Below are 23,064 nucleotides of genomic sequence, written 5' to 3'. Positions count from 1 at the left end.
TAATGTAGTTGACCATTGGCGAAGGCGAATACAACTTACAAAGCATCTGCAAAATTTACATCCGTCAATTACCTAATTTCATAAAAAAATAACACAATATGCAATCACACGAGATAGATTTTGTCATTCATGGTAATGATATGCAAACCGTTGCGATCGAGCTCGACCCTGGAGAAACCGTAATCGCTGAGGCTGGCACCATGAACTGGATGGACAGCAATATATCTTTTGAAACTAAAATGGGTGATGGTTCAGAGCCCGACAAAGGACTTTTTGGCAAACTTCTGGATGCTGGAAAAAGAGCACTGACTGGGGAATCGATTTTCATCACTCACTTCACTAACACCGGCTCTGGTAAAAAAGAAGTAGCATTTGCTGCTCCGTATCCTGGAGCTATCATTCCTCTGGACCTGAGAGAAATAGGAGGCGAAATTCTATGTCAGAAGGATGCTTTCTTATGTGCTGCTTTAGGAACTTCGGTTTCAATTGCCTTCAATAAACGCCTGGGGTCTGGATTCTTTGGTGGAGAAGGCTTCATACTTCAACGTCTCAGAGGAGATGGCATGGCATTTTTACATGCCGGCGGAGCTATCGTCAAGAAAGAGCTGAAAAATGAAAAGCTGCTAATTGATACAGGATGTATTGTTGGGTTCTCCCCTAGCCTTGATTACGACATTCAGCGATCAGGAAACCTCAAATCCATGTTCTTCGGAGGTGAAGGAATGTTCTTAGCTACACTTCAAGGAACTGGCACGGTCTACCTGCAAAGCTTACCATTCTCAAGACTAGCTGACAGAATAATCCGAAGTGCACCAAGTGTGGGTGGAAATCAAAAAGGAGAAGGATCAGTTCTTGGCGGAATTGGCCGACTGCTAGATGGTGATAATTACTAATCCAAACAGAGGCTGTCGCAATTATTAAGTCATCCTGAGCTTGTTCCACATGGAATGTCAGGATCCTTAAAGTTCTTACTCATAATTAGATTCTGAAATGAATGCGAACGGCGAGTTTCAGAATGACAATAGGTCAAGACTTTTGAGACAGCCTCTTTCTTTTTATAAAAAAGGGACTGCCCTATTGAGACAGCCCCTTTTAATGCATTATGAAGAAGTATTTTAATTACTTTCCAATAGCTGGAAGCTTCGCTTTCAACTCCAAAGAGTAAAGTCTACCAGTAAATGGAGCGGCTGTAAACTCTCTAAACTCAGCATCAAATAAGTTCGTTACTTGACCGGACACAGTAAAGACACTGTTGATTTTGTATCCCAGACCAAGATCTACATTGACGAACCCTCCAAGTGGACCATAATTCCATGAATCAGTGCTTCTGGCATTCTCTACTACAGGAGTACCTCTCCAGGTAAGGTCCTGAGTTTTGGCTGCAATCTGATAGCTAGAGAAGTAATCATACTCTTGCACCCATCTCACATAGATGTTGCTAAACAATTTCTTACCTCTGTAGTATAGACCAGTTCCAAATTTGTGTTTTGGAGCATTCACCAATACATCGAGTTTATTCACTACGCCATCGCCATTGAAATCATTCTCTTCCAGGTTATCTTCATCATAAGAATAGTCAAAGAACGAGTAGTTAAATGTCCAGTTGAATTGATCATTGAAGTAGACGTTGGTACCCAGGTCAAATCCGTAAGTGTTCACTTTTCCAAAGTTTACATAGGTGGCTACTAAGCCTCCATAAGCACCATAACCAGACTGTACTTCAGACATTGGCTCGTCACCACGCTCTGTAGCAACCCCAACAACTGTTACCGGAGAAAGGAAATCTTCTGAAATGTTGTAGTAAGCATTTGCATCAAGGAATAGTTTTCGAGGAACTACCTCACCTTTATAACCAATTTCGAACGATTGGATTTTTTCAACTTTTTGCTTCTCGACTTTTGAGCCATCTGTTAATGTAAATCCTTCTGCATTACCTAAAATCAAACCATTGAATAGGTTACCATACATATTGATGATGGTTGGAGCTGCAATACCTTTTCCATAGGTCAAACGTACCGCACCTTTGTCTGTACTGTATACAATACCTCCTTTAGGAATGAAGTTGAAACCATAGATCTCATGATTGTCACCTCTAAAAGCAGCCGTCAATTTGAACGCCTCACCCAATTCCTGTTCAATTTGACCATAAACACCTAATTGATTGACGATGATTGGATCATTTCCGTCATTATCTAATAAGTAAGTCCCCTTACTGTTAGCATTGTCACGCTGATATTGCGCACCTACAACAACTCCTGTAGAACCAAATTTTTCGTGATACTGAACCTCTGCGTTTAGTCTTTTAGACTCATCGTCAAATGGTGCTCCATAAGCTTTATCCAATGACTGTTGTTCAGCTTCCGCCTCACTCATTCCTGCATCAATAAATGCGTAGTAGTTTTTAGTACGCTGATCAATCGCATAAGTACCATCAGTATAACTAGTCGTATTATACACTTGAGCAAAAAATCTATTAGATGTGTACCTAGCGTGGATATATCCAATTTTCCAATCCTTAATTTGGTTTCTACCTACGTTGGTTGGTGACAAATACGTACTGTTACTTCCACCTGCTGAGATGATGATATCAGAAGCATTTGGTAAACTGATATAGGCCGCTGCTTCTCCTCTTAAGAACTCAATGCTATTATCCAATTTATACTCTTCGTACCCTTCTTTAACACCATCACCATCTCTATCGATGTATACAGAATCCGCAAAATCAAACTCCTCGGCTCTGGTGTACTCCCCTGATACTTTGAAAGACAATACATCATTAACTACCTGAGCATGACGGAATCTAGCAGTGAACATGCTTTGATTACCAGCGCCAACTGCTACAGTCGTTCCTTGAGAGGATCTAGGGTCTTTAGTAATAGTATGCACCAACCCATTGTGAGCATTTGGACCATAAAGCGCTGCGTTTGGACCCAAAATCACCTCTACTCGCTCTACATCTTCTTTAACTTGAGTGGTCAACGGACCCATAGGAAGACCAGTCGCAATTAACGTAGCAAAACGACCGTCATTCACCTGAAGGTTCTTTGAGTTGAAGTTACTATTGAAACCTCTAATGTTAATACCTGTACCTACTACCCCTGCACGAACAAAATCCACTCCTTTTACGCGGGCTAATAACTCACCCGGGTTAAATGATGGTAACTCTTCAAGGTCTTTGGCAGATATAATCTCTATGGTAGCAGGCGTTTCTGTTACTTTTTCTGCTTGTCTGGTACCAGAAACAACCACCTGATCAAAAGCAAATATGGCTTCTTCCAAGGATAAGTTTCCGAGGCTCAAGTCTGCGCCTGATACTGTTATTTTTTTACTAAACTCGGCATAGCCGACATAAGTTATGGTCAATGTATAGGAACCATCTTCCACTCCCTGAATCGTGAATTTTCCGCTAGCGTCTGTAGTTGCTCCTTTTGAGGTGCCGCTCAACATGGCTGTTGCACCAATTAATGGATCGCCAGACTCTATATCCATCACTGAACCGCTTACAGCTGATTGGCTGTAGGACCGAAAGCAGACAAATAACATGCCTACAACTAAGATGGTAAAGGTCTTTTTCATTTTTGAAAGTTTTTAGGTTGTTTTTTAAATCTTATTCAATAAACCTAGAAAAAGCATGGATCTAAATGTAAATATCACAACAATAGAAGCTATTGACTTTATTTAGATCATAACAACTCAAAAACCCTATATCACTGATTAACAAATGATTACATTATATATTTAAGGGATGGACTTTATTTCTACGATTCAGTACTTTCATTCGATCCAAACACTAAAATATTCTCAATAACCACCCAATATCAATAGATGATAATAGCTTTTAAATAAATAAAAGAGCATTATTTTGACAATAACACAATTCACCCAACAGAACAATCCATCAGTCTTTTAAAGCATATCATAAAACTATGGGTGGACTTTTAGACCTTTTCCTTTTGATAAAGGCGAGTTTTGGCCATAACCACAGTACGCGGTACGTAGGTCTCAAGCTCAGAAAGAACCTGATTCAAAATGAATGTTTTGTGTGGATCATCCAGGTAATCCTGAGAGAACTGAACGATAGATTCAACCAATTCTTTGGACTCGATCTTTCCAACCTTCAGAAGAGCAATTTCATAATACCAACGAATGGTCGGGAGATAAATGGACTTCTTACTATCCTCTTCGTCATGGAGGATCAGATCATATTTCTTGAACGTCTGAAGCACCTTTTGATACTTTTCCTGTTTGATCAACGCCTGTATATAAGCAGTAAAGAAGGAATACCATCGTTGATTCAAAATATCATCTGAATGTATACGCAAGAAACTATCAGCGAGCATCTCACCTCGCTGAGACTGGTTATTCAGATTCAAACACTTGATATAGAAGGAGATAAAGCCAATTTTATGATAGAAATTACTAGACTTCTGTACTTCCGCGAATGACTCTTTCAACAGGTTTAATGCCTCCTCAATCTTACCTCTTCTAATTAGAATAGAACTGAAGTTGCTCAAATACTGCACATGATCAGAGTTCTTCTGACGAATGGATAAATACCCATACTCCTCAGCCTGCTGCAATACATCAAACTTACTATGCAGCATCAAGCGGTTCGCATAGTAGTTGTATAATATACGACGCGTATAAAACATCCCTTTAGCCAAAAGGACGTCCAACTGATCGTAAACTTGCTTTAGTTTATTGAACTCTCGGCTGTTGAAATACAAAAATGTTAAACGAACAACCGCCATGTAGCGATTAAATCCATCCAACTGACTATCACCAAACAGCCCTAACAACCAATCTTCCCAGTGTAGGGAATCACCTTTTTTCTCTTTGAACTGATTGATAATATCTACAGTAGCCTGATGTAGTTTGGCATTAACTTCCTTACTATAATCGTACTGGACCTGGTATTTCTCAATGAATTGGTTCACTTCCTGATAGTCCTTATGTCGCAATCGAATCAACAGGTAATGCCTGTAATTGATGGACAATTCAAAGAACTTCATGAAGTTATGAATCGGGTGTTTGTAGTTCTTTATGCGACGCAGCAACACCTTTTCCTCCTCATGGCTGATGGCATCCGTAATCACTTTACGATCCATCTCATTGATCCATTGGAAGTATTTATCTACATCAATTCCATCCAACTTTCGCTGAATCCAGTCCATCAAGCTAGAATATTTGCGCTTATTGATAGATGTATTGAATGCCGTTTGATTTTGCTGCTGGTGCGCGTTATCACGCAATCTTTTAAGAATTTCTACTTTCTGGGCGTCTTCAAACTGCTCAATGCCAAGCAAATAATCTGCCTCATGAGGCAGGATCTCCTTAGCAAATGCTGTAAATTTTTTCAGTTTGATTTTTTCCACGTCGAATCAGATTATTCTTCTAGAAAGCTATCAATAATTTCATTAACCACCTCAGGCTGATCATAAGTCATAAAATGACCACACTCCGGCACTAACGTTAATGAAGCATTTTGTATTTGCTCCACTCCCTTTTCTGCTACAGATTTTGTAGTCAACTGAGGATTCAAATAGCGATTGGGAATTAAGGCATCGTTGGCACCATAGGCCACTAATGTTCTTGTTTTTAGCTCTTTTAATCGCTCAAAAATGGATTCATCTAACATGCCACTAACACTGCGCACTACAGATTGGCCATAAAGCCTGAAATCAGAAGCTTCTTTTATCTTTAATCGGTCCTGGATCATAAACTCAACTGTCTCTGGCATATCAAAGAAGTTCAGCTTCCAGTTAGCTCGTACCTGATCATCTGTTGCACCACAGATCACATCAACGGTAGTTGCAGACTTTAGTAAGGTGGCATGCTGATCTGTAAAAGTCTCAAATCCTGCTGGAGCCAGAAGAATCAATTCTTTGAACAACTCAGGATATTCCAAAACGGTGGTTACCGCTATCTGACCACCCATACTATGCCCTACTAAAACCGGATTCTCTATTTCAAGTTCAGTAATGAAATTTCTTATCACATTGGCATAAAATGACATAGTTGCCGGATAATTTCCTTTGGAAGAACGTCCATATCCTGGCAGATCCAACACAATGCATCGATTGGACTTCATTAAATGATCGAACTGTGGATACCAGGAAGGCAGATAAGTCGCCAAACCATGGATCATAATCAAAGTTCTATCACCAACTCCTTCATCGATATAAGCAACAGAAGTGGAGTCATCAATCTGTAGCGTCTTAGTCTCATATTTATATAAAGCAATCACCTCACTTACAGTGCTTTGACTTCTCACAACTACTCCTAAAAAGAGTAATGATATACCAAGAAGCAGACCTAATGTATTCATAGTGAAGAGAGTTTTTTACGATCAATTTTACCACTTCCATTCTTTGGAATTTCTTCCATAAACTCAAAGTACTTAGGTACTTTGAACTTGGCCAGTTTACTCACGCAATGTGCCAACACATCAGCTTCTGTACAACTCACCCCTGACTTGACAGACAAATAAGCCTTCCCTACTTCGCCCCATTTCGCATCAGACACACCCACCACAGCTGCCTCGTCTACTTGCGGATGCTCACGAAGCACTCTTTCCACTTCTGCAGGGTAAACATTTTCTCCTCCGGAGATGAACATGCTCTTCTTTCGATCCACCACGTAGATGAATCCTTCTTCGTCCTGACGCACTAAATCTCCCGTATGAAAATACCCGTTGACTATTGTCTTTTTGGTCGCCTCCTCATTTTTCCAGTATCCGGGAGTCACCATAGGTCCACGAAGACAAAATTCACCGATTTCACCAACAGAAACAGGTTTCCCATCATTATCCAGTATCGCATGATCCACATAAAAGTTGGTTACTCCGATCGAGCCAATTTTTCGTTCGGCATGTTTTTGATGCAATGAAGTAAGATTTGGCCCAACTTCAGTCAATCCATATCCTTGACGCATCATCACTCCTTTGCCGTGCCAGGTATTGATTACGCTTAGTGGCAATGCTTCTCCACCTATGATGAAATATCTAATCGTTTCCAGAGATGCAGTTTTAAAATATGGACTATCAGCCATCATCTTCAGCATGGTCGGCACTCCCATAAACAAGTTGCACCGCTCTTCGTCGAGCAATTGAAGAATAAGATCTGCATCAAATTTCTTTAACAAACCCACCGATGCTCCGCGATGCAACATCGGCGTAACCAATACATTCCAACCTCCGGTATGAAATGGCGGCATGCAATTAATGGTATGATCAGAAGGTGTTAACTCGAGACTCTGGGAAGTATTCAAGCTGTTCCAAAGCAGCATTTTATGCGTATAAATCGCTCCTTTTGGGAATCCAGTGGATCCAGATGTGTAGAGAATAAATACCGCATCTTCTTCAGCCAACTCCGTAGATTCAAAAGCATCCAAACTTCCTGTTGGCAATTCTTCCATCCATTGCTGTTGCACTTCTTGAGAGGTACCAGCAATGAGCTTTTCAAACTTCTTTTCTACCAGTAAAAACTTAGGCTCTGAGTCTTTGACCAAATAATCAACTTCTGCTGATGCCAATCGATAGTTCACAGGAACGAGAATAATACCAGTCTTTTGCGAGCAGACAAACAATGCAACATATTCTATGCTGTGCTCAGCCAAGACCATCAAACGATCTCCTTTTTGGAAACCTTTCTCGTTGATCAGCCAATTAGATATGAAATTGGCTCGCTCGTTTAATTCTTTGTAGGTTATTTCCAGCCCTGACTCATATTCTTTCAGCGCAATTTTGTCAGGACTGTACTGTGCCCATTTATCAATCCAATCCTTTCTATACATGTGCCTTCCTCCTTCCAAAATGCAGAATCAAGCCCACAGCAACTGAAACTAAAAGCGCAATAGTGCTGGCAATTCCTGGATTATTAACAGTCTCTTTCATGTAAGGCATGAATTTTCCATAATAAACAGAGAAATGAACGACTACCGCCACGACTGATGCCGTGAACACGGTAGACAACTTCGCTTCTTTGATAAACATACCAAAAAATACTGGAACGAAAGCCGCTGAGAAATAAGCATATACACCATTCTGAGCAAAAATCCCTACACTCAGATTCGGAGAAACCATCTGCTGGTATGAAAGTAAAAACCCTACCACCGCTAGAAATACGATGACCAGTTTATTGACAAGAATTTCTTGTTTAGACCTTTTGATTTCATCAGCACTAAAGCTTTTTCCAAATATTGGTTTGATCAAGTCTGCTGTAAGTGTCGTACTCAATGACTGAATCAACCCCTCAAGTGTTGAAAGCCCTGCGGAGATCAACCCCAGCACCACCAAAATGGTCACATAAACCGAAAACTCACTTACCACATAAGCGGAAACAATTCCATCCATTGGTATAGCCGCACCATTTACCGTAAGTTCAGGAAACTTCAATCTGGCAAACAAACCAACAACAACTACCTGAAAAAACACCGCTAAAACGATAATTCCATAAATCAGGTATTTGTTGACATCCTTTTCATCTTTCAAAAGCAAAGACTTAGTGATGATGTGCGGTTGACAAACAATTGCGATTCCGATCACAATCTGGCAAAAGATAATCTCAAAGTAATCTCTAAAAAGGAAACTATCCGGATTGGTCCAGCTGGCATAGTGAGGCCCAATTTCTTTCAATTCGCTCATGAATCCGGATATTCCATTATCAAAAAACTCTGTTCCGGAGGAAAGCAGCACAATTGCCACGATAAACATCAAAGTCGCTTGAATGGCATTGGTATAGACCATTGAATTAGCTCCACCAAACATCATGTAGCCAAACACAAACACCACTACACCCAACAACACCCAAAATGGCTCAAGATTCAGTGCGCTGGATAAGACTTGTGTTAATCCCACGCATATCAACACAATGAACGTGATCAATAACAGCGATAGAAAAGCAAAGAAGATTGCGTAGGCATTGCTATTGTACATTTTCCCCATCCATTGCGCCATGGTCAAAGCCTTCACATTGCTTCCTGACTTTCGGAACCGTTTAGTCATCAAAGTCAATGAAACAAATATGGCCAATGGCATGACTATTCCAAATGACAGCACACCACTCAAACCATATAATGCGATAAATCCAGGATTGATGATGAATGTCGCTGCGCTGGTCATGGAGGCAGCTAGTGCCAGACCAACGGCTAAAGGTGAAAAGGTAATGCTACCCAATGCATAGTCGCTGATGCTTTTTACTCGCAATGCCCCTCGCACCACGAAAAACAAGATCACGACCATGTAAAGAATAACAACTACCCAAGTTGCGGTAATTTGCTCGGTTGATGCTAGGCTATTCATAGATTAGAATCTTACAGCTGCGGCAGCAAATGCCAATCCCCCACCTGATCCAATAAAGATAGAAAGATCCCCTTCCTTCACCTTGCCTTTTTTGTAAGCATCATGAAGAGCCATCGGGATACAAGCCGACCCTGTATAACCATACTGATCCATCACCATATGTGCTTTGGAACGATCCACTTCCAGATTATCCATGGTTTCATTAATGGAATTGAAGTTGAGCTGAGTGATAAAGAAATGATCTACCTCTTGAGGTTTTACACCCAATCGATCACAAATATCATTCGCCATCTCCGTCCACATTTTTGGATTCAATTCCTTTGGAAACTTGTGAACGAATTTCAATTGATGGTCATGGTTTTCAAGAACCGTTTCAGAGATTGGCATTTTGGTTGCACCACCATAAATCCCCATCCAGCTATTGTATTGACCTTCAGTCTTCAGATCACTAGTCAACAAGCCTTTGTCCTGCTCAGTAGCTGACATCACAATTGCTCCAGCTCCATCAGCAAAAAGAGTTACCGTTTTCTTATCAGTCTTATTGAGGTATTTGCTCATCGCATAGCCTCCAAGCACCAACACATGCTGGTAGCGCTCATCAGAGCTTATATACTTAGAAGCAACATCCATTGCTGTGACAAATCCAGCACAAGCGGTATTCAAATCAAATGTTCCAGCATTCTTTAATCCCAGGCGATCCTGCAACACTGATGCTGTAGAAGGTGAGATATACTCTGGAGTATCCGTTGAAACGATAATCAAATCAATGTCCTCTGGTTTCACTCCAGCATCAGCAATCGCCTCGTTAGCTGCTTGCTCACATAGATCAGCCACAGATTCATCTTCCGTGCACCATCTTCGGGTAGTAATGTTCACATTTTCACGCAACCAGGCATCTACATCCTGCCCTAGTGTATCATTGAAGTAACTGTTGGGTATTTCTTGATCTGGTGCATACGCACCGATCCCGGTTATTGCTGCTCTTCTCATCTGGGTCGGTTATAGGGTTACAGCTCCGTCTACACTCAGCACGGAACCAGTGATAAATGATGCTTCATCAGAAGCTAAAAAGGTATAGGCATTGGCGATATCTTCTGGCTCTCCAAGACGACCAATTGGTGTCTTTCCTTCCATCATTTCAATTACTTTTTGAGGCATGGCACGAACCATATCTGTAGCAATAAATCCAGGAGCTACCGCATTGACAGTGATTTTATACTTACCAAGCTCTTTAGCTAAAGTCTTACTCATCCCAATTACCCCTGACTTTGTAGCAGCATAATTGGTTTGACCAAAGTTTCCATACAATCCAACAACGGACGAAGTATTGATAATTCGACCACCTTCTTTCTCAATCATAATCGGAGATACATTCTTAATGCAGTTGAACACACCAGTTAAATTGATGCTAATCACTTGCTCCCATTGCTCAAAAGTCATCTTCTTGATGGTAGCATCACGCGTGATTCCAGCATTGTTGATCAAAATATCTATGGTACCAAATTTCGCTACAGTCTCCGCTGTTGCTTTTTCAACAGAAACAGGGTTGGAAGTATCTACTTTGATGAACATCGTTGCATGAGGATATTTAGCAACAAGTGCCTGACCAGCCTCTTCATTGACATCCCAGATAGCGACTTTCGCTCCTTCAGAGACAAACTTCTCTACAGAAGCTTTTCCTATACCTGCAGCCCCTCCGGTGATAACTGCTACTTTATTTTCTAGTCTTAACATTAGAATATCTATTATTCAGATTACGATTTTTAAAATTTGACTAGGCTAAAAATAGAAATTTGTCAAACCGCTTAAGAAATCATCCCAAATAATAGACTATGGACTTTTAACCATTTTATAAATTGATTTTGAACATAAACAATGATTTAGATCAATAAAACAACTTTTAATCACTAATGACTATTGAATTATTCATCAGAATTGAAAAACAGGCGATTAACATTTTTTCAACATCCCTTCCCGAAAGTCAAAACACCAAAAAAAGTCTTCCTAATTGTAATAACCGGCATTTCAAGACATCTTCTCATCAAAGTCACACACCCTCATTTAGCTGAAAATCAATCAATTACCCAATATTTGATCAATTTCTTAGGAATAAACCAAAAATGAATTCCTATGAAAAAATTTGCATTACTCACTTTGGGAAGCCTATGGACTTTCCTCATTCACGCACAATTAACTCCGATATCCAGCTTCGGATCTAACCCGGGCAATCTGAACATGTATGTTCACATTCCTGGCAGCATGCCTACTAATGCTCCATTGGTATTGGTACTCCATGGCTGCACACAATCCGCAAGCTCTTATGCTTCAGAAAGCGATTGGAACAGTCTGGCGGACGAATATGGTTTCTATGTCATCTATGCCGAACAAAAAAGCGCCAATAACTCTTCTCAGTGCTTCAACTGGTTTGAAACCGGAGACATTAACCGTGGATATGGTGAAGCAGCATCCCTAAAAAACATGACGGACTACATGAAAAACAACTACTCCATTGACAACAGTCAGGTGTTTGTGACTGGTTTTTCTGCTGGTGGAGGAATGACTACCGTCATGCTAGCAGCATATCCAGATGTGTTTACCGGAGGAGCTGTGATGTCAGGACTTCCATATAAAGTAGCTACGAGCAGCAATGATGCATTTATGGCCATGTTTGGAAACATTAACAAAACCCCGACTCAATTTGGTAATCTTGTTAGAAATGCCTCTTCTCATTCAGGCTCCTGGCCAAAAGTAGGTGTGTTTCATGGCACTTCGGACTACACCGTTTATTACATGAATCAAAACGAAATCATGGAACAGTGGACCAATGTCCATGGAGTAGACCAATCGGCTGATGTTACAGATAATGCCTTTCAAGGCAACTCATCTGTAAGCAAAAAAGAATATCATAATGGATCAGGAGAGACCATCGTAGCTACATATAGCTTTAATGGAATGGGTCATGCAATTGCCATAGATCCTGGAACTGGTGAGACCCAGGGAGGAAACACCGGATCTTATGCGACAGACGTAAACTTCTTCTCTTCGTATTGGGCAGCCGAGTTTTTCGGCATAACAGATGGATCTTCAGGAGGTGGAGGTAGTGGCACTTTGGCTGCTCCAACCAATCTCACCGCCACTTCCGTTTCAACTTCACAAATCAACTTAAGTTGGACAGACAATTCCACCAATGAAACTAATTATATCATTCAGCGATCAAACTCATCCACGGGATCTTTCAATACCATAGCGACTATTGCAGCAAATAGTACCAGCTACAGTGATGGAGGATTAAGTGCATCAACCACATACTATTATAAGGTTTTAGCAACCGATGGATCTAATAATGCAACCAGCTCAACAGTCAATGCAACTACTCAATCCTCAGGTGGAGGTGGCGAAACTCCAACTATTGTTACTATCGAACAACCATCTGGAAATGGCATTTTGACCTATACATCAATTCATAATATGGGACAAAGCTTCACCTCCATTGCCGATGGTGAATTGGTTTCAGTGGAAGTCAAGCTAGTCTATGCTATTTCTAATTCAACTTTAAATATCTATGCCGGCAATACTGTGTCTGGTACCCCTATTTATTCACAGACGGGTATTTCTGTTGGTTCTGGATGGCAAGAAATCACCTTAACCACCCCTGTAACCATTGATGACAATCAGGTTTACACGTTCCAACTTACTGATGCTTCGCTTAGGTATAGCTATTCGAATGTGTACAGTGGAGGAAGTCTTTGGTATGACAACATCAATTACTCGGTGTTTGACATTCCGTTTACGGCATCCATCAGTACAACCAGTTCAGGATCGAGAACATCCATCCAAAATCAAGTTACTGATGAAGTGAAGTTTGCAATCTACCCCAACCCAACTTCGGAGAGCATTCACATTCAAGGAATAACTGATGGCAAAATCAGCATTTATGACTTGAATGGCAAAAAAGTACTTGAGCAACAGATTGATAATGGGATGATTGACGTCAAACAATTGCAAAGTGGGGTTTATCAAACAATTATAAAATATGATAATCAGTGCATTAAGACTAAGCTAACTATAAAATAGAGCTACCGACAATCAAAGTTACAAGCCTTAATATCTCCCCTACTTTTCCATCGATGAAAAGTAGGCAAAAATCTAGGGCTGTATTCATTTATTAACGCTTTATAATTCCAAAATCAGGAAATAAAAGAACTCGACCAACTCATTCGGACCACAACTTTTGATGATTTCCTAGGTCTCAAACAGCTTTTATTTCTTTACTGATTTTTAGAAATTATAAATCTAAAATGAATAAGGCCCGTCCTTTAAATCAAAAAAACACCCTGACGACATATGTCAGGGTGTTATCACAACTAACTAAAACCCCATAAGCATTCGGTAACTTGAATATTTTTTAGTTCAGAATTAAAGCACACGCTCAACGACCATAGCAGACGCACCGCCTCCGCCATTACAGATTCCAGCTACTCCAATGTGCGCATTTTCTTGACTTAATACTGAGTTTAACGTGGTGACGATTCTAGCACCAGAGCAACCAAGTGGATGCCCCATTGCCACAGCTCCACCGTAGACATTGACTTTTGCTGGGTCTAGATCCAAAATCTTCATATTCGCTAGCGCTACAGCAGAAAATGCTTCATTGATTTCATAATAATCCACATGAGAGGCATCAATTCCTGCCATTTTCATAGCCTTCGGAATCGCTAAAGATGGTGCCGTGGTAAACCACAATGGATCTCTGGCAGCATCCGCATAACCCAATATCTTCATCTGTGGCTTCAATCCATATGCCTCAGCTTTCTTCTTGCTGATCAAAACCACCGCAGAAGCCCCATCATTGATTGTAGAAGCATTGGCGGCCGTTACTGTTCCTTCTTTACTAAAAACTGGACGCAAACCCGGGATTTTATCAAATCGAACATTGGTGAACTCCTCATCCGTATCCATTACAACTGGATCACCTTTTCGCTGTGGAATCTCCACGGGAACTATCTCTGATTTGAATTTCCCTGCCTCTGAAGAAGAAGTCACTCGCTTGTACGAATTGATTGCGTATTCATCCTGAGCTTCACGAGAAATATCCATTTCCTTAGCCGTATGATCTGCACAATTACCCATAGCGAACTGATTGTAAACTTCCCATAGGCCATCATGTTGCAAGCCATCAATCAACTGACCATGACCATATTTGTAACCAAAGCGTGCTTTAGGAATGTAGTATGGCACGTTTGACATGCTCTCCATTCCTCCAGCAACAATCACATCAGCCTGACCAAGTGCAATGCTCTGTGCGGCCAACATAATGGTCTTCATGCCTGAGGAACAAACCTTGTTGACCGTAGTACAAGGCACATTATCTCCAATTCCTGCTTTGATTGCTGCCTGACGAGCAGGCGCTTGTCCCAGACCTGCAGATATTACGTTACCCATCAGCACTTCTTCTACCTCTGATGCTTCCAGTCCTGACTTTTGCAATGCGCCTTTAATGGCAATGGCTCCTAAATCCACTGCATTTAGTCCTGCAAGCGCTCCACCAAAGCTGCCAATGGGTGTTCTGACAGCTGATAATATATAGACTTCTTCCATTTTTGAATAATCGTTTATTGATGGAAGCAAACTATCTGAATTCTTCAGGAATCCTTGATGAGGGAAAATTTAAAAGGGGTGGACTTTTGTTTTGGTGAGTGTAGAAAAGTGATTGGTCAAGTGAGAATACACTCTCATCCTCGTTGGCATCGAGGAGGGTTAAACCTCAGCCTCAGCATTTGTAATGCGCACCAATACTACGTTGCAAACGCAGACTAATGAAGGATAAGATTCAGGCGATTTTCTGGTGTACCAACTCTTTCAACACCACCTCCAGACTTTCAATATCTCGAACCATGGACTTATTGATGAAGCCATCCACATTATTGAGAAGTGTTTTTGGAGGTTCATCCACTGCGGAAAGTAATACGATAAACGGTTTCCTTTTCATTAGATCGAGCTTGGGTTTGATCCAGTCAATCAGATAATCCCCATCCACTAAGGGCATCTCATAATCTACCAAAATCAATTGTGGCTGTAACTGTAGAATGCCCTTTGCAGCACGAACGGGATTGGTAAACGTTTCCTTTAGCACAACCCAATCCATCTGATCCAGGTACAACTTGATCGTACGCAAGAACAACGAATCATCATCTATGGCAATACAGGTCATTCGATCCATCCTGAGGTGAGAATTTACCTCAAAGATAACGCTTAAAACAGGAAATGAGCATGCGGCTTACAATTCCTATGATGTAGGTAGACTAACTACAAACCTGATAATTTATATATCCGCTTTGTAAATGCAGACAAGTGGAGGTTATTTCAATCCTTTAGAGTTTTCATAGAAGTAAGATGTGATAATCGTATACTTTTCACCACTAGACCAGCTGATATTTTCAGTCTGCTTTGTTATTCTTTCATCTGAATCAAATTCGTAGGCAAAGGTCCTTGAAATAGAAATCCCAGTTCCAGAAGAGTAAGAATTATACCGGGATATATAATTTTCACTTATTTCGTAAGATTTAAATTGACCTAAGCCAAATTGCCTATTAAGCGAACTATTATTCTGCCACTCTTTACCAAATAAAAATGCATTATACTGATATGGCTTTGATGCTTTCTTATTTAAATATTCAAATGTCTGTTCGTAAATAGCTTCGCCATTATGATCTTTTATAACATGCTTAAGAAGATTGCCATTTACATATTCAAAAATGTTTCGATTAATAAGTGAATTGTCAGTCTTCTCCATTCTGTCTTCAACCATAAAGCTTTCATCGTTTAGAACAATGGTATTTTTATGTGACCCACCATCACTCCAAGAGATTTCGGATCTAATAACACTCTCATCATAAGAAATACTTTTTTGTCGACTTACATCAGTAATGGGATTGTTTGGACCAGGCATTACTTTTTTTAGAGATATTCTATCAAGATGGTCATAATCATATAATGTTGTCCATTCCAGATTTTTATTTGAATCAAACTCTAAAATTTTAGTAACCATTTCTCCTGCGTAAAACATACTGTCATAACTTTTATCACTATATGTAATAGTGACCGGTTTCCTATCTAAGAAGTTCGTTGTTTCTGAGAAGTATAGGTAGTCATCCTGGTAGTAATCACTTGTGATGGCAATAAGGTTACTGGTATCAACTTCTTCATCTACCAAAATTTCGTCTGCCTCTGAGCAGGAAAATAATACTGCAGCTAGAAAAGCTAGAGTATTAACAGTTAAAAACGGATTTTTCATGACTTACTTAATATCTATACATATATATTATGCAGAAAGGGCTAAAAAGTAACACTTTAAGTATTTGATTGACAGCTTGCAATTAGTGAATTGTACAGAAGTTATGCTCATCCTCGTTTGCAACAAGGATGGTTAAACCTCAGCATTTGTAATGCACACCGATACTTAAAGTGACATTAAATTACCCTGAAAACAGAATGGAGCTATTATGGGTTAAATATTCAAGATTCAAACTTGATGATCTAAGAGTCCGCGTTGCAAACGCGGACTCGTGGGGAGAAGTGAGGAGACATGATTTGTTGGATACAACTCCATCAAAGGTGGAAACTCCCCTGAAATTTAATCCTTCGACATTCATAATCACATCCTCATTATGGCAATGAAGGCCAACAAATTGTTGGTGGCGTGCATACTCAAAGCCGGTAGAAGGCTGTTTGATTTTTTCACCAGGTATCCAGTAATTAAACCGGTAAAGAAGTAAAAAAGGAAAAGCGACCAATTCTCATGAACTAAAGCAAACAAAACAGACTGAATCACATTAGCCGCAATAAACTTGATTCGACGATCCATACTATTTAAGAAAATGCCTCTAAAAATGTATTCTTCATAGAAAGGCACCAGAATCACCGCAAACAAAAAAGCCAGTGCGGGATGATAGTATTGATTGATAGACTTCAAATAATCCATCACGCTACTCAACATCGTCATTTCTATACCTGGCAAAATTCCTTTACGTGATAGTGCGAAATAAATGGTCCGCAGTAAGAACGCACATAAAACCCCTAAACCAATGCTTTTTCCTACCTTCCAATGCTTTGAAAGTAGAAATTGATAATCTGTTTTTTTCAAATACCCAACAACCATGATGAACATCATCAAGAAGAACACAATGGCTTCATTGGCCTGATCAATACTAATCTTATTGTCTTCTGCTATATACATGTCACTGAAAAAGCTGGCCAGTAGGTTCGGATAACTAAACAGCATCCAGGTGAACACGTCAATAAGAATAAACAAGGCGGATATAATCCAAAAATCAGTAAGGGTCCATGGTGCTGATGACAAAGCTGTGTTATCATGATTAATGCCAAACCTTCTGGAAAGAAAGTCTATGGGCAATACATAGAGATAAGGCAAAGAGCACACAACAACTATTAATACAAGGAAATAGAGTAGTTTCAACAAATCATTCCAACGCCAACCTTGAAACGGTGCTTTGAACAGCAATAAAAACCGATACATTCCAAAGGTGTCATTGTGAAAACTTTCATCCATGAGCCGTTCATAAGTTGAAACCAATGTGTCATTTGGACTATGCTTGAAGTCGAATGCAATCAAATCATGAAGCACTACCGACTTGTTATATGAAGATTCAAGATCTCGCAACAAATACTCCCGTGCCTCGGTAAATTTTTCATTAACAATAAGTGCCTGAGCCAACTCTCCATTGTCCATGTATACCGATGTATCATTTTTCACCAGTTCGAAAAGTTGCAAGGCTTCTCTATCCTGACCAAGCTCCAGCAACATCCTTGCTTTTCTGTAATTGTTTTGTGCATCTCCTGTGGAGTCCACATTACTCAAAAGAATTTCCACCGCTTTTGAATAAAGGTTCTTTTCTTCATATTGCTGAGCCTCCAGATAGGTTAAGTCAAGAGTATCATTTAATCGCTGGGCCTTCATAGCGTGTTCAAGTACTTGCTCCGGAGTACCTTGATAATCGTATGTATTCGCCAGGCGTTTATGAACGATTGCCAGGTCATGATCAGCCCATTCTCCCGGGTTCTCAAGATTCATATCTAATATCTTAGTACCTACTCTAATAGCTGAATCTCCCCAACAATTATCTAATTGATACAGTAACACTTGATGATTGGTGGGAAAATCAGCAAGCAATAGTCTCACGCTCTCTTCGTATTCTTCCTCCAGTGGATTGTAATCATCATAGCTATCGTAAAAAGCTTGCCTGATAAACTCGCAGTGTTCAATTCGAATCTCTACATCTGATGGATTTTTAGCTAAATAACCTTCATAATCCTCAATAATTTGATCAAAAAGAGCATCTCGAGAATTATTAAGTGTATTCAAATAGTCGTCAGCCTTGAGCGGCTTGGATGATTGAGCACACAATAAGTTAGATAGCAAAAGGGAACAGGCAATGCTGAAGATGGCAAAACGCATACTTTATATATTAGTTAACATATGGGAATGTTGCTAAAATAACCAGCGCTCCAAACATCAACACCATATTTACATGATCTTCTCAGCAACAAAAAATAAATAGGTTTGCAATAGCTCATGAACACCAACCTATTTCATCATTCAAATAGGAGCTGAATGGTTAGTCTTTATTGATCATTTTCATGAATTCAGAACGATAGGTCTGGCTGATTGGGATAGCTTCCCCTTCTATAAACACCTTGTGATCAATGATTTTCTCTATTTTCTCAATGTTGATAATATAAGAATGATGTACTCTGACAAACGTATTTGGCAACTCCGAAACCAACTCTTTCATTCTCTTGTACATCAGGTGCTTTTTACCATCAACATGTATACTCACATATTCACGCTCGCCTTTTATCCACCGAATGTCTTTAGGGTTGAGTCGCAATAATTCTGTTCCGGATTTAATCAACAACCAATTCGGCTTGCTCTTCGGCGAAATAGATTCTTGAGCAGTTTCCAATATTTTCTGAACCGCTGCTGTGAACCGCACAAACGTAATTGGTTTAAGTAAGTAGTCCAGCGCCTTGTATTCATAGCTCTCCACGGCGTATTCCGAATAGGCTGTAGTAAACACCACACGCTGCTTAGGAGAGAGCATCTTCACCAATTCCATACCATTGATTTCTGGCATATTGATATCCAAAAAGACCACATCTATTGTATGATTACGCAACAAACTAAGCGCCTCCACACCATCATAACAGCTCCCTACCAGCGCCAATTCATCGAAACGAGCTATGTACTTTTCCAGTAGAGCAACCGCATTAGGCTCATCATCTACGATTATACATTTAATCATAAGTCAGTGGAATTTCTAGATAGGCTTCATATTGTTCAGTTGTTTGGCGAGTCGAAAGTACAAAGGCCTCTCCGAAAAGAAGTTCTAATCTACGCCTTAAGTTGATCAACCCAAACCCGCCTTCATTTGCATTAGACCCATTGGTTTGCATATTAACCACACGATAACACATCTTATCATCCTGCTCCACAAGCTCCATTTTCAGCAAATTCTCTTCCCGATTCTTTTGAATTCCATGTTTGAATACATTTTCAACAAACGGAATCAAAAGCATTGGAGCAACCTTAATCGACCTGTCAATAGAAATGTTTTTCTCAACCTTTAGAGGAAATCTCATACGCACATTCTCCAGATCAATGTAGTTATCAATAAAAGCCAGTTCTGCACTGATGGGTATCATTTGTTTCTGACTCTCATCCATAAAAAACCGCATCATATCTGAAAGTCGACTAAGCATTTCTGCAGACCTGGGAGATTCGCTCTCGGTGATGTAGTAGATGTTATTAAGCGTATTGAACAAAAAATGTGGCTGAATATGAATTTTCAATCGATCTAGCTCGGCATTTCTTTGCGCTAACTCTTGCTCCTGCTGTACCTGACGAAGAGAAAAATAGCTACTGGTGTATTGGAGTAAAATACTGAATGCAAACATCGATACAACAGAAATAAAGCGATATAAATACATAAACCATGGAGAGGAAGACGTATTGGTTTCCATCAATAGGTGATATAGCCACATGGTCATTTCATGCCAAACAAAAGCCAACAGAAGCAGAATAATTACGATTCCGCCGGCCACAATTATCCGATACCTGGTTTTCAGGAAAAGTGGAATTAAGTACCAATAGGCGCTGTATATCACCAGCATTTGGAATCCTACATTAAGAACTGCAAGCGAGAGACTTTTGGTGTAATCCTGATATTCTGCCCAGTAAAAAACAAAAAAGCCAAGCAGTAACAGCAGCCATGCTCCTATCTGAACTTGTATGAATAGTCTCTTTTCACTTAATGAATACATCGATTGGCAAAATAGAAATACATCACTTCATGCAAAAATATATTCAACAGTTCGCCGGATATATTCAATAACTCAAGTTGATGAATAGATCTCATCAACCATTGAATATATGGGCTAATGGATTTAAAAGATTTAATCTGAATCTCTCGACCAGCTAATGTTGTATCAAATCAACAAATCAAAATCATGAAATCACTATTCATCATTTTATCCATTCTCCTTATCAGCACCTTGTGCTCAGCGCAAATCGAGACGATCAACACGCAGAACAATAAGTTGATAATGAACCGAATCACCAACGAGACTAATTCTTACTTGGTTTATTTTCAAAATGATCAAAGCGAAGCAAAATTCAATATGGAAATCTGGGACAGAACCGTTTCCAAAGCTGATAATCAATTGAATGTACAATGGAATCGATCCGGAGAAGGCAAAACCTTATACCAATATGATATCTCAGTAGATGCCAAAACGCTGGAGCCTATTGAAGAAATTATTGATCATGGTAATTCTAACAAAAAGCACTTTATATACGTCGAAAATCAAATGCGCTCACATGCAGATACCAGTCACCACAATGGGGAACCGACTCACATTGCTGATTTAAAGCACTCATTCAATTGGGAATTGGATCTGGAGACCTTTGCCTTACTTCCGCTGGAAAACAACAAACAATTTGCAATCTCCTTTTACCATCCTGGATCATCCACTCCACCTCAGTACTATATGTATTCGGTTACAAGTGAAAGCCATGTTACGTTTAATCATGAAGCACGAACTTGCTGGATATTGACCATAAAGTATTCAGAGAATAGTAGCGCGGACTTTTGGATCGATCAAACAACCCACAAAGTACTTAAAATGAAAGAAGTATATGGCAACATCACCAGATACAAGCTGCTATTGGCTAAATAACTACAATTCAGTTATTTACTATACCTATTTTATACTTTCCATTTAACGGATTTTACTTCGCATCATATCAATTTTTCATAGTCAAATTCATGGTTATGGCATGCTAGACAGCTGGATTCGTCGAGTCAGACCTCAATAGTTAAAATCTTTGTATAGATTTATTCAGCAATTGTCAGCCATTTTAAATGCTCAAAAAAGATCGGTTTCACAAATTCCTTCTAGGCGATATTCGTGTTGTATCGGATATTGAACGATCTAGAATTCTCTTTGCAGCTAGCACTATAGTTATAATCACCATTTGCTCACTGATCTTCTTAGCTTATGATATCTATTTGGGCTATCCGAATAGTCTATGGGTCTATACACCTTTTGTGGTGATATTCGGTTTTGCTTTGCACCTACTTCGAAATGAGAAACACAACGCAGGTCTATTAGTCTTGCTGGTCGCTCTCAATTTCTTCATCTACATCGTGATGTCCAGCATACCTGAGGATTCCATGTCTGCAATTTTCTATGTGGGCATTATCGTAGTAGAATATGTCCTTTTAGGCCACGAAAATAGAGCAAGGTTAATTGCTCTTTTGACACTCAGTTTTGGACTCTACTTTGTGGATGCCTATGTAGAATACTCATTATTACCAACTAGACTTTATGATGAAGCTACACTTCAGGTTAACAAAACGGTAGACTTTGTAATCTGCGTTATTTCCATCATTTTGACTATCAAATTACTGATTGATTACCTACAAGAAATCATCAACCAACGCACAAAAACCAACGAAGAACTTCAGCGATTGAACAATGAATTAGACAAATACTCGTATACGATTACTCATGATTTGAAGGGTCCTATTCACTCCATGCTGAGATTGATTCATTTACCCAATGTTGATCACACCAACTTTGATCATTATCTCGAAACGATCAGAGACAGTTTTCAAAACTTATGGGGTCTAATTGAAGATGTCACCGAGCAAGCAAGAAATAGAAACTTCGAATTAAAATACGAGGAATTTGATTTATCTGAAACCATTGCGATCATTTGGGAACTACTGCGACACGCTCCTGAGGCTCAGGGAATAGAAATGATCTTAGACATCCCAAAAGAACTGAAAGTAGAAAGTGACAAACGCAGATTGATTGGTATATGTAACAATCTCATCACCAACTCTATTCGCTACCACGACAATTCCAAGAGCAACCAATTCATCAAAATATCTGGGGGTATAGAAGACGATTGGCTTCATCTATCCATTGAAGACAATGGCAGTGGCATTGATCCAGAATATCAGGAAAAAGTCTTTGAAATGTTCTTCAGAGCTTCCAATTCCGCTGGAGGATCTGGACTTGGCTTGTTTACAGTGAAGGAATCAGTCCACAAGCTCCTTGGTGAAATTACTTTGAAATCCACTTTAGGAGAAGGCACCTCTTTCCACATCAAGGTTCCTGCAAAAGATCAAGTGGAAGCGGCTGTGAGTTAGTATCAATGATCTGTCAATAGAATAAAT

17 protein-coding genes are annotated in these 23,064 nt (G+C 39.8%); 4 read left to right on the top strand and 13 right to left on the bottom strand.

The annotated features are described in order from the left end of the window. Positions 1 to 98: 98 nt before the first annotated feature. Positions 99 to 893, top strand: coding sequence for a TIGR00266 family protein (locus NXS00_RS10630; protein ID WP_258099170.1), 795 nt, complete (start codon positions 99 to 101; stop codon positions 891 to 893). A gap of 226 nt (positions 894 to 1,119) precedes the next feature. Here the strand turns inward: NXS00_RS10630 and NXS00_RS10625 are convergent, their stop codons facing one another. From NXS00_RS10625 to fabG, 7 genes are all read right to left on the bottom strand, one after another. Continuing rightward, complete coding sequence (locus NXS00_RS10625; protein ID WP_258099169.1) at positions 1,120 to 3,576, bottom strand: TonB-dependent receptor; 2,457 nt, start codon at positions 3,574 to 3,576, stop codon at positions 1,120 to 1,122. A gap of 362 nt (positions 3,577 to 3,938) precedes the next feature. Next, a complete protein-coding gene (locus NXS00_RS10620; protein WP_258099168.1) occupies positions 3,939 to 5,375 on the bottom strand; it encodes a hypothetical protein in 1,437 nt (478 codons plus the stop codon). An 11-nt stretch (positions 5,376 to 5,386) separates the two neighbouring features. Further along, on the bottom strand, positions 5,387 to 6,328 hold the full coding sequence (locus tag NXS00_RS10615) for an alpha/beta fold hydrolase (protein ID WP_258099167.1): 942 nt from the start codon (positions 6,326 to 6,328) through the stop codon (positions 5,387 to 5,389). After that, positions 6,325 to 7,794: a class I adenylate-forming enzyme family protein gene (locus NXS00_RS10610; protein ID WP_258099166.1), complete on the bottom strand. Its 1,470-nt coding sequence runs from the start codon at positions 7,792 to 7,794 to the stop codon at positions 6,325 to 6,327. The genes NXS00_RS10615 and NXS00_RS10610 overlap by 4 nt, the downstream gene beginning before the upstream one ends. After that, positions 7,787 to 9,301, bottom strand: coding sequence for a sodium:solute symporter family transporter (locus tag NXS00_RS10605; protein ID WP_258099165.1), 1,515 nt, complete (start codon positions 9,299 to 9,301; stop codon positions 7,787 to 7,789). Before NXS00_RS10605 ends, NXS00_RS10610 begins: the two co-directional genes overlap by 8 nt. Before the next feature lie 3 nt (positions 9,302 to 9,304). After that, positions 9,305 to 10,291 (bottom strand): 3-oxoacyl-ACP synthase III family protein, encoded by a 987-nt coding sequence (locus tag NXS00_RS10600; RefSeq protein ID WP_258099164.1) that lies wholly within the window; start codon positions 10,289 to 10,291, stop codon positions 9,305 to 9,307. Positions 10,292 to 10,300: 9 nt separating this feature from the next. Beyond that, positions 10,301 to 11,035: a 3-oxoacyl-ACP reductase FabG gene (gene fabG / locus NXS00_RS10595; protein ID WP_258099163.1), complete on the bottom strand. Its 735-nt coding sequence runs from the start codon at positions 11,033 to 11,035 to the stop codon at positions 10,301 to 10,303. Between the two features lie 396 nt (positions 11,036 to 11,431). Here fabG and NXS00_RS10590 point away from each other — a divergent pair, with 396 nt between their 5' ends. Further along, entirely contained in the window at positions 11,432 to 13,375 is a 1,944-nt protein-coding gene (locus NXS00_RS10590; RefSeq protein ID WP_258099162.1) for an extracellular catalytic domain type 1 short-chain-length polyhydroxyalkanoate depolymerase, read from the top strand. A 342-nt stretch (positions 13,376 to 13,717) separates the two neighbouring features. On the opposite strand, the gene NXS00_RS10585 is transcribed toward NXS00_RS10590, so the two are convergent. The 6 genes from NXS00_RS10585 to NXS00_RS10560 form a co-directional block, all read right to left on the bottom strand. Further along, a complete protein-coding gene (locus tag NXS00_RS10585; RefSeq protein ID WP_258099161.1) occupies positions 13,718 to 14,899 on the bottom strand; it encodes an acetyl-CoA C-acyltransferase in 1,182 nt (393 codons plus the stop codon). Positions 14,900 to 15,131: 232 nt separating this feature from the next. Beyond that, a complete protein-coding gene (locus NXS00_RS10580) occupies positions 15,132 to 15,521 on the bottom strand; it encodes a response regulator (RefSeq protein WP_258099160.1) in 390 nt (129 codons plus the stop codon). 138 nt (positions 15,522 to 15,659) lie between these two features. Next, entirely contained in the window at positions 15,660 to 16,595 is a 936-nt protein-coding gene (locus tag NXS00_RS10575) for a hypothetical protein (protein ID WP_258099159.1), read from the bottom strand. 360 nt (positions 16,596 to 16,955) lie between these two features. Continuing rightward, the gene (locus NXS00_RS10570; protein WP_258099158.1) at positions 16,956 to 18,776 is read right to left on the bottom strand and encodes a CPBP family glutamic-type intramembrane protease; all 1,821 of its coding nucleotides are present in this window, start codon (positions 18,774 to 18,776) and stop codon (positions 16,956 to 16,958) included. Between the two features lie 160 nt (positions 18,777 to 18,936). Continuing rightward, positions 18,937 to 19,623 carry a LytR/AlgR family response regulator transcription factor gene (locus NXS00_RS10565; RefSeq protein WP_258099157.1) on the bottom strand — a complete coding sequence of 229 codons (687 nt, stop codon included), beginning with the start codon at positions 19,621 to 19,623 and terminating at the stop codon, positions 18,937 to 18,939. Beyond that, complete coding sequence (locus tag NXS00_RS10560; protein WP_258099156.1) at positions 19,616 to 20,641, bottom strand: sensor histidine kinase; 1,026 nt, start codon at positions 20,639 to 20,641, stop codon at positions 19,616 to 19,618. The genes NXS00_RS10565 and NXS00_RS10560 overlap by 8 nt, the downstream gene beginning before the upstream one ends. Before the next feature lie 186 nt (positions 20,642 to 20,827). Between NXS00_RS10560 and NXS00_RS10555 the strand changes: the two genes are divergently transcribed. Together NXS00_RS10555 and NXS00_RS10550 are read left to right on the top strand one after the other, a co-directional pair. Then, positions 20,828 to 21,556 carry a DUF3108 domain-containing protein gene (locus NXS00_RS10555; RefSeq protein ID WP_258099155.1) on the top strand — a complete coding sequence of 243 codons (729 nt, stop codon included), beginning with the start codon at positions 20,828 to 20,830 and terminating at the stop codon, positions 21,554 to 21,556. A 185-nt stretch (positions 21,557 to 21,741) separates the two neighbouring features. After that, a complete protein-coding gene (locus NXS00_RS10550; protein ID WP_258099154.1) occupies positions 21,742 to 23,037 on the top strand; it encodes a sensor histidine kinase in 1,296 nt (431 codons plus the stop codon). Positions 23,038 to 23,064 lie beyond the last annotated feature (27 nt).

The organism is Marinoscillum pacificum, from assembly GCF_024714495.1.
In the GTDB taxonomy this organism is placed as follows: domain Bacteria; phylum Bacteroidota; class Bacteroidia; order Cytophagales; family Cyclobacteriaceae; genus Marinoscillum; species Marinoscillum pacificum.
This window is presented reverse-complemented; position numbering and strand designations above follow the sequence as displayed.

Coding starts and splice junctions, on each gene's coding strand:
- NXS00_RS10630 (WP_258099170.1), top strand. CDS start 99: ATGCAATCACACGAGATAGATTTTGTCATTCATGGTAATGATATGCAA.
- NXS00_RS10625 (WP_258099169.1), bottom strand. CDS start 3,576: ATGAAAAAGACCTTTACCATCTTAGTTGTAGGCATGTTATTTGTCTGC.
- NXS00_RS10615 (WP_258099167.1), bottom strand. CDS start 6,328: ATGAATACATTAGGTCTGCTTCTTGGTATATCATTACTCTTTTTAGGA.
- NXS00_RS10610 (WP_258099166.1), bottom strand. CDS start 7,794: ATGTATAGAAAGGATTGGATTGATAAATGGGCACAGTACAGTCCTGAC.
- NXS00_RS10605 (WP_258099165.1), bottom strand. CDS start 9,301: ATGAATAGCCTAGCATCAACCGAGCAAATTACCGCAACTTGGGTAGTT.
- NXS00_RS10600 (WP_258099164.1), bottom strand. CDS start 10,291: ATGAGAAGAGCAGCAATAACCGGGATCGGTGCGTATGCACCAGATCAA.
- fabG (WP_258099163.1), bottom strand. CDS start 11,035: ATGTTAAGACTAGAAAATAAAGTAGCAGTTATCACCGGAGGGGCTGCA.
- NXS00_RS10590 (WP_258099162.1), top strand. CDS start 11,432: ATGAAAAAATTTGCATTACTCACTTTGGGAAGCCTATGGACTTTCCTC.
- NXS00_RS10585 (WP_258099161.1), bottom strand. CDS start 14,899: ATGGAAGAAGTCTATATATTATCAGCTGTCAGAACACCCATTGGCAGC.
- NXS00_RS10580 (WP_258099160.1), bottom strand. CDS start 15,521: ATGGATCGAATGACCTGTATTGCCATAGATGATGATTCGTTGTTCTTG.
- NXS00_RS10575 (WP_258099159.1), bottom strand. CDS start 16,595: ATGAAAAATCCGTTTTTAACTGTTAATACTCTAGCTTTTCTAGCTGCA.
- NXS00_RS10570 (WP_258099158.1), bottom strand. CDS start 18,776: ATGCGTTTTGCCATCTTCAGCATTGCCTGTTCCCTTTTGCTATCTAAC.
- NXS00_RS10565 (WP_258099157.1), bottom strand. CDS start 19,623: ATGATTAAATGTATAATCGTAGATGATGAGCCTAATGCGGTTGCTCTA.
- NXS00_RS10560 (WP_258099156.1), bottom strand. CDS start 20,641: ATGTATTCATTAAGTGAAAAGAGACTATTCATACAAGTTCAGATAGGA.
- NXS00_RS10555 (WP_258099155.1), top strand. CDS start 20,828: ATGAAATCACTATTCATCATTTTATCCATTCTCCTTATCAGCACCTTG.
- NXS00_RS10550 (WP_258099154.1), top strand. CDS start 21,742: ATGCTCAAAAAAGATCGGTTTCACAAATTCCTTCTAGGCGATATTCGT.